The sequence below is a fragment of the Cohnella fermenti genome, from assembly GCF_004801405.1.
Taxonomy (GTDB): domain Bacteria; phylum Bacillota; class Bacilli; order Paenibacillales; family Paenibacillaceae; genus Cohnella; species Cohnella fermenti.
Window position 1 is genome coordinate 1 of sequence record NZ_SSOB01000023.1, and the last position, 16,210, is coordinate 16,210.

Below are 16,210 nucleotides of genomic sequence, written 5' to 3' on the forward strand. Positions count from 1 at the left end.
TTCGGAGAAGCCAAAGAGTTGCATCAATACCGCAGGAGTAAATTCAGAGGGAGAGCCAAGATGCAAGAGCAGGCTCTCCTGACGGCGTTTGCCCAAAATCTGAAAAAGATAGCTCGATACCTTGCCAACCAGGCAAGACGAGAGTTGGGTGGGGGCCACTTCTTTGCTGTTCGGCTCATTTTCGTACCTGCAACCTGTTTCATAAGGGGTTATTCAACAGCCTGATTTTTCACATTCATTGGCTTGGGTGGGAGGGGAACCGCGGCGTTTTAAGTGATTTTTAGCATATATACAGAAAACAGGATCGGAATTCCCTCCATTTATGCTATTTTTCACATATAATCGTCCAAACCGCCCGCTATCGGGGTTCGCCAATGTGAAATTTCATATAAAATCCCGGTATTCCGCGGCACGTTGACGGCCCCCTCGCCAACCACAATCCCCCTAATCCATTGTTGGATTAGGGGCGTTTAAAGAGCCCCTCTGCCGAGGCAAAGTCGTCGCCGGCTAATCGGAGCCCCTGCCGGAATCCCGGTATTCCTGCGGCGTGCATCCCGCTTTCTTGCGGAACAGTCTTGTGAAGTACGGCGCGGACTCGAGGCCGACATCCACCGCGATCTCGTGGACTTTCCGATTCGTCGTCTTCAGCAGAACTTTCGCCTTCTGAATCCGCGTCTCGTTAATGTACTCGAGCAGCCCTTGCCCGGTCATCTGCTTATACATACGGGAGAAATAAGGGGGACTTAAGAAGACTAGCCCCGACAGCCTCGTCAGCGAAAGCTCTTCATGAAGGAACTGGCGAATATAGTTCTGCACCTTGCGGATCATTTCATGGGAACGCTCGATATGGTTGCGTTCGTTGTACGCTGCGATGGTAATGCCCAGATCGCGAAAGTAGGCAAGCATCTCAAGCATGCCGGAATGCTCGTCGGGGCTCGTCATCTTCTCCGTCCGGATTCGCTCCCCGACCTCCTCGAACATCTCCCTCGTGTTTAAATAAGATAGGAAGAATGCCGATAACCGTGAGAACAATTCGAGACCGAACCACTTCTCTTCGCCAACCAGCGCAAGCGGGCGTTCCATTGCGAACAGTTCGTCAAACAGCGACGCGAACTCTGCCGTCTTGCCGTCGTCCAAATACGACTCCAGCAAATCAAGCTTGTGCGTCATTCGTCTCAGCCGTTCCGTCTCCAGCAGACTCCGGCTCGATCGGCGGCTCTCCGTCCCTTCGCTGTCAGGGTCGAAGATCATCATGCCGTTGCCCGGTCCCATCTGGAATGCAAGCAACAGCTTGACCGCCTCAATCCTCCCTCCCAACCTCTCCCAATCGGTGCGTCTTGCCGAAATCACGATCGAGATCGGCGCTTTCAGCAATGTCTTGCAGGACAATTGCACATGCTGCGCACAATCGGAGAACGACCGGAACGCCTCCTCGCCGGATTGCCCGAGCTCTTCCTGCACCAACCAGACGATTCTGGCTCGGTCGTACTGGAACGAGAGGAAGCTCAAGCGTTCCCCTATCGTCTCTTCGGCGACGTTCTGAATCGAGTACAACAGCAAGGCCCTGTCCGCGGGAGCGGAGAATGTCCCCCATTCGTCGATCCGGACGAGGGCGGCGAACACGGGGCGATCCGGGTCCAATCCGATTGCGAGCTTGCGGAACGCTTGCTCGCGAGTCTCCGGATTGTTCGATTCCCCGAGCAGAACGTCCATCAGATAGTTCCGGCGCAGCGACGGAAGCGCCAGCTTATACTGCTGCCTCGCGCGCTGTAAAATTTGCTCTTCCCGCTCCTGTGTCTCTATGGCGACGATCGCCTGACGAATGGCCCGCACAATCGCTTCGTCCCCTTCGGTTTTGAGAACGTAATCGACACCGCCTTTGCGCAAAGCCGACTGAATGGCTTCGAAGTCGCTGTATCCTGTGAGGAAAATGACTTTGCATCGCGGCCAGCGCATGAGCGCATGTTCTGCGAGCTCGATCCCCCCCATACCGGGCATCCGAATATCCGAGAGCAGAAGATCGACCTTGCCCTCATCCATCGCCGAGATCGCTTCCTTGCCGGAATAGGCCAGTACGATATCCAAATCAAGGTCGGACAAGCCTCGCAGCGCATCGGCTAAGTAATCGACGGCGAACGGCTCGTCGTCCACGATCAGCAATCGCAGCATTTAGATCCTCCTCTCCTCCGGAACCCCTGCTTCTCCGCCTGCCTCCGGTCCTTCGTTCAACGGAATAACCACCGTCGCAATCAGGCCGGATACTCTTCCCCTTTGGATGGCAAGTCCTGCAAGCGAGCCAAACTTTAGACGCAAGCGGCGATGTACGTTCATTAACCCCGTCATTTCCCGGTCCCCGTGCTCAAGCCGAGCTTGCAACTGCCGGAACGCCGCATCCGACATGCCTTTTCCGTTGTCCTCCGCTTCGATGCGCAGCAACGACCGACCGGCCTCGGATTGCGTTTCGTACACGCGAATGCGCAACAAACAATAGTCTTGCTCGAGATCGAAGCCGTGTTGGTATGCGTTCTCGATCAGCGGCTGCAAAATCAGCCGCGGCACGGTCAAGCTCCGAATCCGCTCGGGCACGTCCACGAACTCCGCGAAGATACGGCCGCGGAATCGTATCGACTGGATTTCAGTATACGCCTTGACGTGCTGGATCTCGTCCCCGAGCATCACCTCGTCGGCGCCGTTTCTCGTAATATATTGGAAGTAATCGCCGAGGAACTTCGTGAACATCGTTGCATGTTCGAAGTCCTTCGCCTTCGTCATTCGGTACAGCAAATAAAAGCTGTTGTACAGGAAATGCGGATTGATTTGCGCCTGAAGCTGCTTCAATTCCGCCTGCTGAAGATGAATTTTCTGTTCGTACACTTCGAAGATGAGCTTATTCAGGTGAGCGACCATGTCGTTAAAGCGCCCGTACAAATAATGGAACTCGTCCCGGCTGCTATGCTGGATATTGACCCGCATGACGCCTGACTCTATCTTCCGGAACGCTCCGACAAGCTTGCGAAGCGGTTGATGGATGATCCGATAGATCCAGTAGGCGAAGATAACCAAGATGGCCAATGCGAATAACGAGATGAGCCACAAATACAGCTTGTACTTCTGAATCGGCCCCATCACTTCGTTCTCTGGCACGTATACGACGAGAGCAACATTCAATTGTTCGGAAAAGGCGTATTCCATCAGATAAGTTCCGTCGGACAGAGAGAAGCTTGACGCTTGCCCGTCTCCCCCTTCGGAAGAAGGATCGACGTCCCCCACCCATTTGCCTCGCAGGGCTTCTTCGATCTGTCTCGCCGAGCGCGAATCCGAGTCCCCCACAATCGCCGTTGTCCCCGTCAGAAGAGCGGCCCCGCCGCTTTCGTAGCCCGGCAAGCGTTTCAAGAATTGACGAACCGCCGGAACGGATATTTCCAGTTCGAGGATAAACGTCGGCTCACGCCTGCCGAGACTGTACGGACTCGGATAATATTCCCGTATGAAAAGCCGATCCCCGCTATGCAGCAACGGAGGAATGTAGCCTTCCGCGTCTTGCCCCAATCGCGAGAGCTCTTCCCGCGTCAGCACGGATACCGCGGTATTGGAAGATATCGTCCGCTCGACGGCGGGAATGTAGGCTTTGACTTCCGCAATATAGGGGCTGGACTCCTTAATAAACCTCGTCCTCGTTTGCAACCGATTCATAGCGGCCAGGCGCTCGTACACGGTCAGCCGGTCCGACATAATGGATAGCGACATCAGATCCTCGTCGTTGATGAATTCCCGCTGCAATACCGTCATTCGCTCGATCTCAGTCTCCAAGGACAACAGGTAGAAATCCGCCTTCTGCTGCATGGATTTAGATATATCCTCGTGAATGATCGCCGAGCCTTTCTGGTTCATGATCGCTCCCAGCAGGTACAAAGGCGAAATCACGATCACGAACGCAAGCACGAGCTTCGTGAAGATGGAGAAGCGTATTGGCCTCCAATTCATGGCTATTCCTTAACACTCCCCAGCACGATGCCTTTGGTGAAATGACGCTGCAGAAACGGATAGACCAACAGGATCGGGAGCGTGCCGACAAACAATTGAGCCGCCCTCGCCGTCCGGTCGGACACGAGCAGCAGCAGCTCAAGGTCCGTCGAGCTGTTGATCGCCGCCTGCATGCCGGATACGACGGTGTACAGATAGCTCTGAAGCGGATAATGGTCGGGCGAATTCATGAACAGAATGCCGTCGAACCAGGAGTTCCAGTGGCCGACGATCGAGAACAGCGTAACCGTCGCGATCGAGGCCGCAGACAACGGTACGAATATACTTCGCATGATCCTCCAATGGCCTGCGCCGTCGATAAGCGCGGCTTCCTCGAGTTCTTTGGGCAAGTTGCGGAAAAAGTTAAGCAGAATCACGATATTGAATACAGGCACCGAACCGTGCAGAACGAGCCCCCATACCGAATCGAGCAGCCCCAGCATGCGCATCGTCATGTATAACGGGATAATGCCGCCGCCGAACAGCATCGTGAAGACGAATATCCAGATGTATACGGTACGGCCTTTTAACACACTGGAATCCTTGGACAGCGGATAGGCGACGAGAATCGTAATCGCCATATTGATCAGAACGCCAAGCAGTACCCGCTCCAATGTAACGCCGATCGACTTAACGAATGCGGATTGCCCCAATACGAATTCGTAGGATTTCCAGGTAGAGTCGACCGGCCACAGGAACACCTTGCCGGCCGCGGCGCTGGCGTTCGAGCTGAGCGAGATCGCGAATAGATGCACCACGGGCATGACGCAGAGTAAGGAAAGCAGAACCAGGAAGATCAAATTCGCCGTCAGGAATACCCGGTAGGCGCCGCGCGGTTTGCCGTTCAAGAGAGACACCTTCCTTCTTTTAGAAAATGCGATAGTTCGCGAATCGATAGGCCAGGAAATAAGAAACGGCGATCAGGAGCATCGACACGGCAGATTTTAATAGCCCTACCGCCGTGGCCAGCCCGTATTGGGCTTCAAGCATGCCGGTCCGATAGACGAACGTATCGATGATATCGCCGCTTTGATAAACGACCGGACTATACAAGTTGAACACTTGATCAAAGCCGGCGTTCAAGATGCCCCCGATGCTGAGCGTCGCCATCAGAACGATGAGCGGAGCCATCCCCGGCAGCGTAACATGCCAGGTCTGCCTCCAGCGGCTCGCGCCGTCAACGATCGACGCTTCGTACAACGAAGGATTAATGCCGGCGATAGCGGCCAGATAGACGATCGTGCTGAATCCGAATTCCTTCCACTCATGCGAGAGTACGAGCGTATAAGGGAACCAAGCGTTGCTCCCGAGGAAGAAGATCGGGTCGAAGCCAAGAGCCTTGATCATCCCATTCACGATGCCCTCGTTCGGCGACAGGATGTCGACCAATATGCCGCTGAGAATAACCCAAGATAGAAAGTGCGGCAAATAAATGAGCGTCTGAATCGACCTCTTGATCGCTTCTTTGCGGACTTCGTTGAGCAAGACAGCGATCGTAACCGGAACGACCAATCCGACGATGATTTTCATGATCGCAATATAGAACGTATTCCATATGATGTTCCAGAAATCAGGCAGGTCGAACATATAGCGGAAGTTGTCCAAGCCGACCCACTTGGAACCGAATAAGCCTTTGGCCGGGATGAACTTCTGGAACGCGATGACGACTCCGACCATTGGCACGTATTGGAAGACGAGCAAGGCGAGCAAACCCGGCACCAGCATAAGATGAAGCGTCCATTCATTTCTCTTGATGAATCTCCACACGTCGCCACCTCCTTGCATGAAATGAAAGAAAGGCGGGCGAACCCGCCTTCCCGATTCGATTATTTCCGGCTGGCGTACCAAGCGTTAACTTCCTTCGTGATGTCGTCCCCGCCAAGCTTCTTCCAGTCCTCCACGTACTTGTCGAAATCGCCGATGGGCGACTCTCCCATAATGATCTTCGTGAACGTCTCCGCCTCGAGCTTATCGAGGGAGGCGCCCTTCTCGGCCATCGTCGTCGTCGCTGCACCTTGGAATTTGCTGTAGACGCCAAGCTTGTTCTTGTCGTAATAATCAATGACACTGTACGAGCCCTTGGCGCCGAAGACAGCATTGGAGAACCACATCGTCTTGTCGCCCTCAGCGAATTTGGACAAGCGATCATAATGAACGCTGGCCGGGAACCCAAGCTGGCTGCCGTCGCCCTTCGCCAGCGCGTCCTGTACAAGACGGAATGCGTCGAGGTTGACGTTGAGCGGATCGATCGTGACCGGCTGATACTTGCCCGGATAGACGCCATCCGCTCCGGAGATGAATGGATTCGGGTCCGGCGCGTAGTTCGTTTCGTAGTAGTGCTTCAAATAAATGTCGGCTAACTTGATCATCGCCTCCGGATGCTTCGAGCCTTTCTTGACGACATAGAAGTTGGAAGCCGTGTCATTTAACTGCGGCGATACCGGCTGTCCGGTGAGCGAGACAATCGGGTACATCGCCCAATCCGCGTTCGGGTTGTTGTCCACACTCGCCTTCTGAATGAAGCCTCCATCGGATACATAGCCGTATGCGAGACCGAGCTTGCCCGCCGCCACCTCCTCGGACAGCTTGGACCAATCCTTGACTGCGAACTCTTGATCGATACCGCCGGAAGCGTACAGATCGCGCAGCTTCTCAAGCGCCGCTCTCATCTCCGGTTGAACGGAACCGTATGCCAGTTCGCCGTCCGCACCCTCGATCCATGTCCGAGGATAGGCCTGGTACCCGTTGAAGAAGCCGGTCAGGCTGCCGTGGCCGACGTACAGGTCTTTGTTGACGCCGAGGCCATACGTGTCCGGTTTGCCATTGCCGTCCGGATCGTCCTTCGCGAACGCTTCCGCTATCTTGATGACATCGTCAATCGTCTTCGGCGCGGACAGGTTCAGCTTCTTCATCCAGTCGGAGCGCACGTACAGCATCGAACTGGTGCTGACGCCGCCGTTGACCATCATCTGCGGCACGCCGATCAGCTTGCCGTCAATTGTCGCCGCGCTAAGCGCCACGCCGTTATCCTGCTGCAGCAACTCATTCAGATAAGGCGTCGCGTATTGCTTCAACAGGTCCGTCAAGTCTTCGAGCTGCCCCGCTTCGTTCATGCGCAGCATCTCTTCCTTATTCACGAGCATGAAGTCCGGAATGTCGCCCGATGCGATTGAGATGTTCAACTTCTGCCGGTATTGCGACTCGTCGACGACCCACAGGTTTTTCACTTTGATGCCGTATTGTTCTTCGAAGATTTGGGTCCAGATGTTGCTGTCGATCGAATCCCCGTCCTTGTACTTGAACGACTGGTTGACGGCGCGTACTGTGGTGACTTCGATCGGCGTCTCGTACTTGGCCAACGGATCGTCCGGCTGCGGCGCTCCGGCCCCCGGCGCTTGTGCGGACGAAGCCGGTGGCTGCGACGCAGCTACGGACGGCGAAGCCTCCTCGTTGTTGGCATTGCTGCACGCGCTTAGCGCGAGAGCGGCGGCCGCTGTGACGGCCAACAGGTTGCATTTGCCCGATTTCATGCATTCCCCTCGCTTTTCTATCGTTATTGTTCTGATGCCTCTTCATTATAGAAAGCGCTTTATCGTCTTCGATACGAGACATTCTTGCGACTCTTGCCTAATCTTGCGAACCTTGCCGTCACTGGCCCGCAATGGACGAACGCAAGCTGACAAGGCGATCCAAGTTGACGGAGCGATCATGGAAGCAATTCCGACAAGACCCCGGCATACAACGCATGTCCGTAATCGTTCGGATGGTTAAGATTGTTGAGCAGCAACGACTCGTACGTCATGCCTGCCTCGAGCGCCTCCCGCAACGCTCGCTGCGCCATCTCCATGAGCAACCGCTCGAATTCGGGAAGAGGCGTCGCATTGCCGCCATCCGATCCCGCCACCGTAATACCGCCCGATGTCCTCGGCGCGCAGCGCAGCTTCCGCGGCATCTCGCCGACGAAGGCGACCGTCTCCTTCTCCAGCGTCATCCTTGCTCCTCCTTACATCACGTCTACCAAGTAATCTCGATCGTACCGGTCAATCCGCCCAGCACAAGCTTGTCCCCTTGGCGCGCACCGGCCAGAGCCAACGAACGCTCGCCCAGCTTCACCTCGACGCGCCCGTCCGCGAGCGCTTGCAGCGGAGGATAGATCGCGATCCGCGCGTTGCGCAGATTCGAAACCGTCAGCTTGCGCGTCGTAAGATTGTGGAGGAAGCGCTTGATGTCCGTCGGCACAGCCGACAGCTCGCGGCAACCGACGAGCGACGGCTCGGCCTGATCGACGAATACCCGGCACTCGTCCCGGAATGTCCGGTTCGCTGCGTATTCGGCCTCCCCCGGACCCGCTTCCGTCGTTTGGCCGATCGGAACCGGGACGCCGTCGGGGAATCGCAGCGACAGCTTCACGGACGTATCCTGCTTGCAGCCGGCGAGGACGAATCCGTTATCCTTGCGCGAGACGAACAGCAGCGCGGAAGGCGATTCGGCCGCGCGCTTCTCTTGCCGGATCGCATAGCCGAAATCCCGAAGCAGAGAACGGGCAAGCGCCGCAGTGTCGGCATAGCCGCCCTCCTGGCGAACCGGAAGGTGCGTGACTCCCGCGTCGCGATAAGGCAGCGAACCGCGAATCCACGCGACGATGCCGCCGTTCCATTCCGGCCGCGCGCGGCTAAGGGCGAACGCCCGACTTTCGCCGCCTTGGCGAGCGATCGCCCGAACGTTCGTGAACGGGTCCGGCGGCTCGGCGCACGTTTCCCCCAAGCCGCCGGAGGAGATGTCCTCGCGATGCAGCAGTGTCGGGAACTCCTTTGCAGCTCCCTTAACCCTGTCCCCCGGAAGCTCGACGACTAATTCGCATTCGCCCGATAACGGTGGCGCGGCATTGAGATTCAACAGCTTTCGCAGCGTTGCGTCGCGAACGGGTCCGTACAGCAGTGCTTTTCCGCCTCTTTGCACGAAACGTGCGATTCGCCGAGCTTCGTCGCCCTCTAGCCACCCCGTTGACGAGACCGCGATCGTCCCCCGCAAGGCGTCCTCGTCCGCGCTCGTCAGCCGGCGGAACGCTTCCGAGCTGATGACGGTGTTGAGCGGAAGACCTTCGTTAATGGCGTCGCGCGCGAACCAGTCGTGGAAGAATACGTCGCCGGCGCGCTCGGAACCGGCCGCCGCGGCCTCGTGAAGCTCGTCGAACGGATAGATCCAGGTCAGCAAACCGGGAGCGTCCGGGAAATCCTTCAACGCCCGGCGAATATGAGCCGACACCTCGAGCGCCGTATCCTCGGGCAGCTCGCCGCGTTCGGTGTCGATCGTGAGCAGTTCGATGATGCGCGGAGGCTCCAGCTCGCCCTGCTCGTTGATCCGGGCGGCGCTAAGCGGGCAATAGATATCGTGTGGTTCCCGGTCGTACAGGTCGGTCCATGGATTTTGCCAGAACCACGGGTCGTTCGGATAGAACCGGTAAGGATAGATGTCGCCGGGCAGCACCGCAATTCTCGACAGGTAGCCGGCCATCTCCAGCCCGAAGTCGTAATTGAGCGCTCCCCACGGCGAGTTCGGAGGCGGGTATTCGAGATAGCCTCTGCGATAAAGCTCCCTCAGCGGAATGCCGTCCTTCGCCAGATCCATGCCCGTCCCAAAGTTCGTGCCCCGGATCTCAGTGCGATACTCCGGACATTCCCGTTTAAAGCAATCCCAGAACGAGAGCACCTTGGCGGACAGCTCCTTCTGATCCGCGATGCCGAGCCGGCTGCCGTTATAATTGGCTCCCAAGTAAGTCCAAGGAAAATACGAGAGGGCGAAACCGTTGGAAAACCAGATGTAATCGAAGCCCATTGCCGGCAAAAAGCTCGAACATTGCTTGCCCAGAAACTCGCCAAATGGCGTGCCGTCCGGTATGCCTTCCGGATACGCGGCGTAACGCGTCTGATCGCCGTTAAGCTTCGCCCATGGGCAGACGACGGTATAGTCGGCCTTCAAGGCAACGAACGAGCCGCCGAGTTCGGCGCGATTAATCTCCGGATGACGCTTGTACTTGAAGTCGGAATACGCGAACTCGGGACCCGCGTCGAACGTCGCTCCGACTTCCAGGCGCAGGCCGTATCGCTCTGTCGCGACGCGTTTGAGCGTCCCGACGATCGTTCGAAGATCCGCGTAGGTCATCGCGACCGGATCATCACGGTAGACAATAGCGGTCTTCGGATCGTCTTTGCCTTTTGTAATGTGGGAGAACGTCCATTCGTTGGCGAAGCCGATATACTTCGCCCATTCGAGTTCCCTGCCCGAATCGCCGTCCCATTCCAGGATCTCGCTGCCGTCGGCCGTCCACAGCAGCACGGACGCCGCCTCCGATAACCCGATCAGGGGCAGCCATTGGCGTATCGCTTCCCCGCAGACCCGCTCGATCGCTTCCGGCTCCAGACTTGTGAACGGCTTCAGGCTCATCTCCAACGTAATCCGCCGCAGCAAGCGCCGTGTCTTCTCTACATGCATCTTCGCTCTCCTCCTGGTCATACGACTTGCCCATTGTTCAACGAATTCGGACACGCTCCGGCGGCTTTCCTCGGCAGAAGTCCGGGTCGCGCGCATGTCGTAGTTTAGTATAAAAGCAGTCAAGAGCGGCCGATATGTTCCATTTTTGCGATCGTTGCTCTATATTAACTCTTTGTTACACAACGCCCAAGCGCATTGCTCGACTAGCTAATAGATCAACAAAATGTTAAGGCTTTATCGTTTACGGGCCGATTCCGAGAACTTACGGTTAAAGGGAAGCGTTCGCAACGCGATTCTATCCCTAGGAGGCAAGATAATGAAAGTGCTCAAGCTTATGAAACCCGCGGCACTATGGCTGTTCTCCGTTTCGTTGGTCGTCGGCTCTGCCGCAGCGAGCATCGGCCGTATGCAGACGGCCAACGCGGCGCCCGACACCCCCGCGACAGTATTGACGGTGGATGCATCAACGATCGTCGCTCCGCTTAAGAAGGAAATGAGGGGCACCAACATCGGCTTATGGACGAGCAGTTCGTTCTACCCCGTAAGCAGCCGTTCGCAACAGTACGTCAACATGATCAAGGAAGCCGGCATCTCGTTAATCCGATTCCCTGCGGGAGCCGAAGCGGATTACGCATATTGGGACCGAACCAATGCCTCCCCCTGGTACGAAGCCCCAAGTCCCTATACTCGCACGATAACCGCCGACATGCTCGACAGCTACATGAGCCTCGTTCGCGAAGTGGGGGCTGAGCCGTTCATCACGGTCAACGCCAAATTCGACGACAAGGCAATGGCCGCGGACATGGTGCGTTACGCCAACGTCGAGAAGGGGTACGGCATCAAGTACTGGGAGATCGGCAACGAACCTGAATTTTTCGCTGCTCCGGACAATGTAACCCCTCTCGAATATGCGGCAAGAATCAAGGAATACAGCGACGCAATGAAGGCGGTCGATCCAAGCATCGTCATCGTCGGTCCGGCCAACGCGCAGCCTACTCAATTCGAGGACTGGACGAAGCCGATCTTGTCCTATTTGAACGATAACGGCTCCCCGGTGAATGCAATCTCGACGCACTGGTACCCGCTCTGGGGCGGCCAGACGAATACCGCCTCCTCATCCTACCCGTCAATCGACAACTTGCTGGCATTCGACGGGCCGGATTACGCCAATTCCTATATCAGTTGGGCGAACAAGTTCACCGATACGACGCCGACGGACAATCTGGTCAGCTACCGCGATACGTATACGGACAACGCGCTGATCGGAATAACCGAGCTCGGCCAAGTAACCGGCGGCGAAGAAGGCGCCGGCATAGGCAACACGATGGCCGGAGCGTTATGGCTTGGGGACGTTATTGGCCGGCTCGCCTATCATCAGGTCGACTTCCTCACCCAGTTCCTGCTGCAAGGCGGGCAGGCTTACGCCCTCATGGACGACAACAAGAACGTCAGGCCCGCTTATTATCTCTACCCGATGCTGAAGCGCTATTTCGGAGATCAAATGGTTCAGTCGGCCTCCGGCGACGATCAGAACTTCACGATCTGGGCGACGAAGCGCACGGGAGAGGACGACAAGCTGTATCTCATGGTTATTAACAAAAATCAAACCGAAAGCCTTCCCGCCGAGATCGACTTATCCGGCTTTGCGCCCGAAGCTACCGCCTCCAGTTGGGTGCTGAACGCACCGAGCATCAATTCCGTCTCCGGAGCAAGCATCAACGGCATGCAGATCGGAGCGGACGGTACCTTGCCGGACATCTCGGGCAATATCGTCTCCGGCGTATCCGACAGCTTCACCCAAGCCTATCCGGCACATTCCGTCACGATGATCGAACTGACGAGAGCCGGCTCCGCACAGCAGAAGCCGGCTCGTTTCTTGGGCCAATATGCGGAGGGCGTCAACGAACGAAAGACGGCGACCGATTGGCCCGGAACGGTCGGGGATACACCGCAAGGATGGGGCAAAATCTACCGGACTGCAACCGCCAGTTGGAACGTCAATCTCCCAGCCGAAGCCGAATACACCTTCTCAATCCGTGCCTATGGCGAAGGAGACGCGCCGTCCTTCCAAGTAAAGCTGGATGGAGAGCCCGTGCCTGACGCAACATTCGCTGCCGGAAGCGGGTGGCAGACATATGAAGGCGGCTTGGGCACGGTTGCGGCCGGACCGCACACGTTCGAGGTCTATAATAATAGCGCCGCAGGACAAACAAATATTGATATCGCATATGCGGATATCGCCGGCGCTGCCCCGGGAGCATTCGGACTGACTGCTCCTGCAGATGGAGCGACCGTACCGTCGACGATCGTCACGCTGGATTGGAAGCAATCTGTCGGCAGCCTGGCGTACGCCCCGCAAGGCGCGGACAACTACACGCTGATCGTGGCCGACAACCCGCAATTGACCAATCCGGTCCTGCATACGACCGTGCAATCGACATCCTATGAACTGAACTCCCTGGACGGAGAGAAGACTTATTATTGGACCGTCATCGCCTCCAACGCCAACGGCGCAACACAAGCTGATTCCTTGTATAGCTTCACGACGCCGGAACTGGTTGTGCCCGACTCCCCGGCTCGTTACCCCGGACGGTTCGCGAGCGGCATGAACGAGCGGAAGCAGCCGACCGACTATCCGGGATCGGCCGAACAAACGCCGCTTGGCTGGGGTAAGCTATGGCGGACCGCGACCGCGGAATGGCCGGTCTACATCCCGGTAACCGGACAATACGACTTCGTGCTCCGTGCCTTCGGCGAAGGGGAATCCCCGTCCTTCCAGGTCAAGATCGACGGTCAGAACGTGACCAACGGAACCTTCTCGCCCGGCACGAGCTGGGGCAGCTATAGCGGAAGCTTCGGCACGATTCCCGCGGGCTTGCACTTCGTGCAGATCACGAACAATAGCGCCAGCGGCGTTACGAATATCGGTATTGCCCATATCGATATTCTCGGCGCAGCGCCCGGCAAGTTCGGGCTGACTTCGCCGGTCAACCAATCGAACGCATATTCCACAACCGTTACGCTCGATTGGACCCAGAACGACAACGGCGGACCGCACGCACCGTTCGGAGCCGAGAGCTACAAGGTGCTCGTGGCGGACAACGCGGCGTTCAACAATCCGACCGTCGACGCCACGGTGACGGGAACGACTTATCAGGCGGACAATCTTCAGCCCGATACCGACTACTATTGGACCGTAATCGCCGCGAACGCGAACGGGACGACGAGAGCCGTCTCTCCGTTCAAATTCACGACGCCCTCCCATTATGTGCCTGTCGGCCCTGCTCGCTACTTCGCGCAATTCGCCGATGCGATCAATGAGCGCCGAACGTCTGCCAATTATCCGGGCACCGCGTCGGAGACGCCGCAGGGCTGGGGCAAAATTTATCGAACCGCGACCGGCACGTGGACCGTGAACTTCCCCGCCGCCGGAACATACGCCTTCACCGTCCGCGCTTACGGCGAAGGATCGACAGCGCACTTCCAGGCGCAGCTCGACGGACAGACCTTGCCTAACACGGATTTCGCACCGGGCGCCGCCTGGTCCGACTACTCGGGCAACGTCACGGTCGACGAGGCCGGCAATCATACGTTCGGCTTGCTGAACGACAGCGCGACGGCCGGTCATAACATCGACGTTGCGTACATCGACTTCATGGGCGCCGCCCCCGCTCCCTTCTCTCTGACGGCGCCTGCGGACAACGAATTGATCAACGTACCGTCGGTTACGCTCGACTGGACGCAACACTTGGGGGACTTGACTTACTCGCCGCAGGGTGCGGCCGATTATACGGTCTTCGTTGCGGACGACGCGCAATTCGAACATATCGTTGCGCAGGCGACGACAAGCGCGACAACGCACACCTTCGAACACTTGCCGAGTCTGACGACTTATTATTGGCAAGTAACGGCAACCAACGCCAACGGTTCCCTAGCGTCAACTCAGACGTTCCGGTTCTCGACGGGGGATTACGTGCAACCGTCGCTCGCCACGCTGACCGGTCCGACCTCGGCGCTCGTCGGTCAATCGCTGGACTTCGACATTGGCGTCTCCATCGCCAGCCTGCAATCCGACGGCACCGCCGCGGAACCGAACTTCAGCCCGCCTGGCGGTACGTATACCGCGGCTCAAACCGTATCGATCGCGTCGGCGACGCCAGGCGCGGAAATTCGCTATACGGTGGACGGAAGCACGCCGACCGCTACTTCCGCCTTGTATACGGGCCCGATTCAAGTGTCGGAGACGAAGACGCTGACAGCCATCGCCTTCAAATCCGGCATGAGCGCTTCGACCGCGGCCGCCGCGACGTATACGATCTCGCTGCCCCCAAGCGAGCCGGTCGGCTATACCTACTGCGCGAGCGAGTTCGGCACGTGCGCATTCGACGGTACGGCCAGCGTCGCCTTCGGCGCAAGCGGCTCCTATTATTACGGCACGTTTACCGATAGCGTCGTCTGCTCGACCGGCAACTTCGGCGGAGATCCGGCGTATAACAAAGCCAAAAAATGCTATTACAACCTGCAAGATGAGACGCAGGAGGTAGCCGTTCTCTCCTACGGGCAACCGAACGATGCGTTGACTTCCGCCTCCGACGGGTTAGGCGGTCTCTTCTCCATAATGGAAGCGATCGTAGATTACGACCCGGCCTATATTCAGTTCGCAACCGAGACGAATCTGGACGGGGATCTGGTATTGAGCGATCAAGCAATCGGCAATCTGAAGCCGGGCTTCCAGGTACTCGCAACGGGAGTCAAACCGCTAGAGGGCGAGTTATATATCGTCATCGCGCGCACGGAAGCCACAGAACCGGTGAACGGCACCATGTTCGCGCTGCACGGCAACGTCCGGCCCGATCTCTCCGCCTCGGGCAATACCGTCGTCGCCTTGGCGAAAGCCGACGTCTCCAATGACGGGGACATGACGGAGCTAGGCGTCGGCTCGGCTTCCATCCAGCTACATGTCGCTCTCGCAGACAAGAACGCGTTGGAAGCCGTCATCGCGAGCGCGAACCAATTGATCGCCGCGGCCGTACCGGGTGCCGCTCCGGGTCAATACCCTGCCAATGCCATCGTTACGTTCCAGGCTGCCATTAGTGCCGCCATCGCTGTGAAGAACGATCCCAACGCTTCGCAATCGGCCGTATCCGCCGCAACCGCGGCGCTGCAAGCCGCAATGCAGGCATTCTCCGGCAGCGTCGTTCCGCCGGCGCTCGCGGACAAGACAGCGTTGCAGCAAACGGCTCAGCGGGTGCAAACCAAGCTCGCCGCCGCCTCGACCGGAACGAAGATCGGCCAATATCCGGCAAGCGCCATTCAAACGTTGCAACAAGCCTTGCAAGCCGCGCAAGCCGTTCTTCAGGCATCTGGCACGACTCAAACCCAGGCCGACGACGCCGTCTCCGCCCTGAACGGGGCATGGAACGATTTCGCGGCGCAGATCGTCTCCTTGATTCCGGGCCAAGGCGCCGTTACGATCCGAGACTTGTCGATCCTCGCCAAATACTATGGCATCACATCGGACGACACCGAGCACTGGTCCTACGTAGATAAAGCGGACTTATTCGGCAGCGGAAGCATCTCGATCGTAGAACTGGCTGCCGTCGCGCGCATGATCGTATCGCAATGGCTCGAACAATAACGGAAGCAACTTGTATAGGAAGACAAAGCATCCGGCGAATCGCAGCGGGATGCTTTC

8 protein-coding genes and 1 pseudogene are annotated in these 16,210 nt (G+C 57.5%); 2 read left to right on the forward strand and 7 right to left on the reverse strand.

Annotated features, from left to right (window positions below; all coding sequences use genetic code 11):
• Positions 1 to 135 (forward strand): annotated as a pseudogene (locus E6C55_RS34735) (transposase); the annotation flags it as partial.
• 372 nt (positions 136 to 507) lie between these two features.
• On the opposite strand, the gene E6C55_RS18005 reads toward E6C55_RS34735, so the two are convergent.
• The 7 genes from E6C55_RS18005 to E6C55_RS18035 all read right to left on the reverse strand — a co-directional run bounded on the left by E6C55_RS18005 (position 508) and on the right by E6C55_RS18035 (position 10,515).
• Positions 508 to 2,169 (reverse strand): response regulator transcription factor, encoded by a 1,662-nt coding sequence (locus E6C55_RS18005; RefSeq protein WP_136371207.1) that lies wholly within the window; start codon positions 2,167 to 2,169, stop codon positions 508 to 510.
• Positions 2,170 to 3,984 (reverse strand): sensor histidine kinase, encoded by a 1,815-nt coding sequence (locus E6C55_RS18010; protein WP_136371208.1) that lies wholly within the window; start codon positions 3,982 to 3,984, stop codon positions 2,170 to 2,172.
• Between the two features lie 2 nt (positions 3,985 to 3,986).
• Positions 3,987 to 4,871, reverse strand: coding sequence for a carbohydrate ABC transporter permease (locus E6C55_RS18015; protein WP_230986736.1), 885 nt, complete (start codon positions 4,869 to 4,871; stop codon positions 3,987 to 3,989).
• A gap of 19 nt (positions 4,872 to 4,890) precedes the next feature.
• Positions 4,891 to 5,808, reverse strand: coding sequence for an ABC transporter permease (locus tag E6C55_RS18020; protein ID WP_136371209.1), 918 nt, complete (start codon positions 5,806 to 5,808; stop codon positions 4,891 to 4,893).
• A 41-nt stretch (positions 5,809 to 5,849) separates the two neighbouring features.
• Positions 5,850 to 7,553, reverse strand: a complete 1,704-nt coding sequence (locus E6C55_RS18025) for an extracellular solute-binding protein (RefSeq protein ID WP_136371210.1) — start codon at positions 7,551 to 7,553, stop codon at positions 5,850 to 5,852.
• A 176-nt stretch (positions 7,554 to 7,729) separates the two neighbouring features.
• Entirely contained in the window at positions 7,730 to 8,014 is a 285-nt protein-coding gene (locus E6C55_RS18030; protein ID WP_136371211.1) for a hypothetical protein, read from the reverse strand.
• Positions 8,015 to 8,037: 23 nt separating this feature from the next.
• Positions 8,038 to 10,515 carry a C45 family peptidase gene (locus E6C55_RS18035; RefSeq protein ID WP_136371212.1) on the reverse strand — a complete coding sequence of 826 codons (2,478 nt, stop codon included), beginning with the start codon at positions 10,513 to 10,515 and terminating at the stop codon, positions 8,038 to 8,040.
• Between the two features lie 316 nt (positions 10,516 to 10,831).
• Here E6C55_RS18035 and E6C55_RS18040 point away from each other — a divergent pair, with 316 nt between their 5' ends.
• Entirely contained in the window at positions 10,832 to 16,153 is a 5,322-nt protein-coding gene (locus tag E6C55_RS18040) for a chitobiase/beta-hexosaminidase C-terminal domain-containing protein (RefSeq protein WP_168735716.1), read from the forward strand.
• The last annotated feature ends 57 nt before the right edge of the window (positions 16,154 to 16,210 follow it).

Excerpts from the sequence above, each read along its gene's own strand:
- E6C55_RS18005 (WP_136371207.1), bottom strand. The coding sequence starts at position 2,169 with ATGCTGCGATTGCTGATCGTGGACGACGAGCCGTTCGCCGTCGATTAC.
- E6C55_RS18010 (WP_136371208.1), bottom strand. The coding sequence starts at position 3,984 with ATGAATTGGAGGCCAATACGCTTCTCCATCTTCACGAAGCTCGTGCTT.
- E6C55_RS18040 (WP_168735716.1), top strand. The coding sequence starts at position 10,832 with ATGAAAGTGCTCAAGCTTATGAAACCCGCGGCACTATGGCTGTTCTCC.
- E6C55_RS18025 (WP_136371210.1), bottom strand. The coding sequence starts at position 7,553 with ATGAAATCGGGCAAATGCAACCTGTTGGCCGTCACAGCGGCCGCCGCT.
- E6C55_RS18020 (WP_136371209.1), bottom strand. The coding sequence starts at position 5,808 with ATGCAAGGAGGTGGCGACGTGTGGAGATTCATCAAGAGAAATGAATGG.
- E6C55_RS18030 (WP_136371211.1), bottom strand. The coding sequence starts at position 8,014 with ATGACGCTGGAGAAGGAGACGGTCGCCTTCGTCGGCGAGATGCCGCGG.
- E6C55_RS18035 (WP_136371212.1), bottom strand. The coding sequence starts at position 10,515 with ATGCATGTAGAGAAGACACGGCGCTTGCTGCGGCGGATTACGTTGGAG.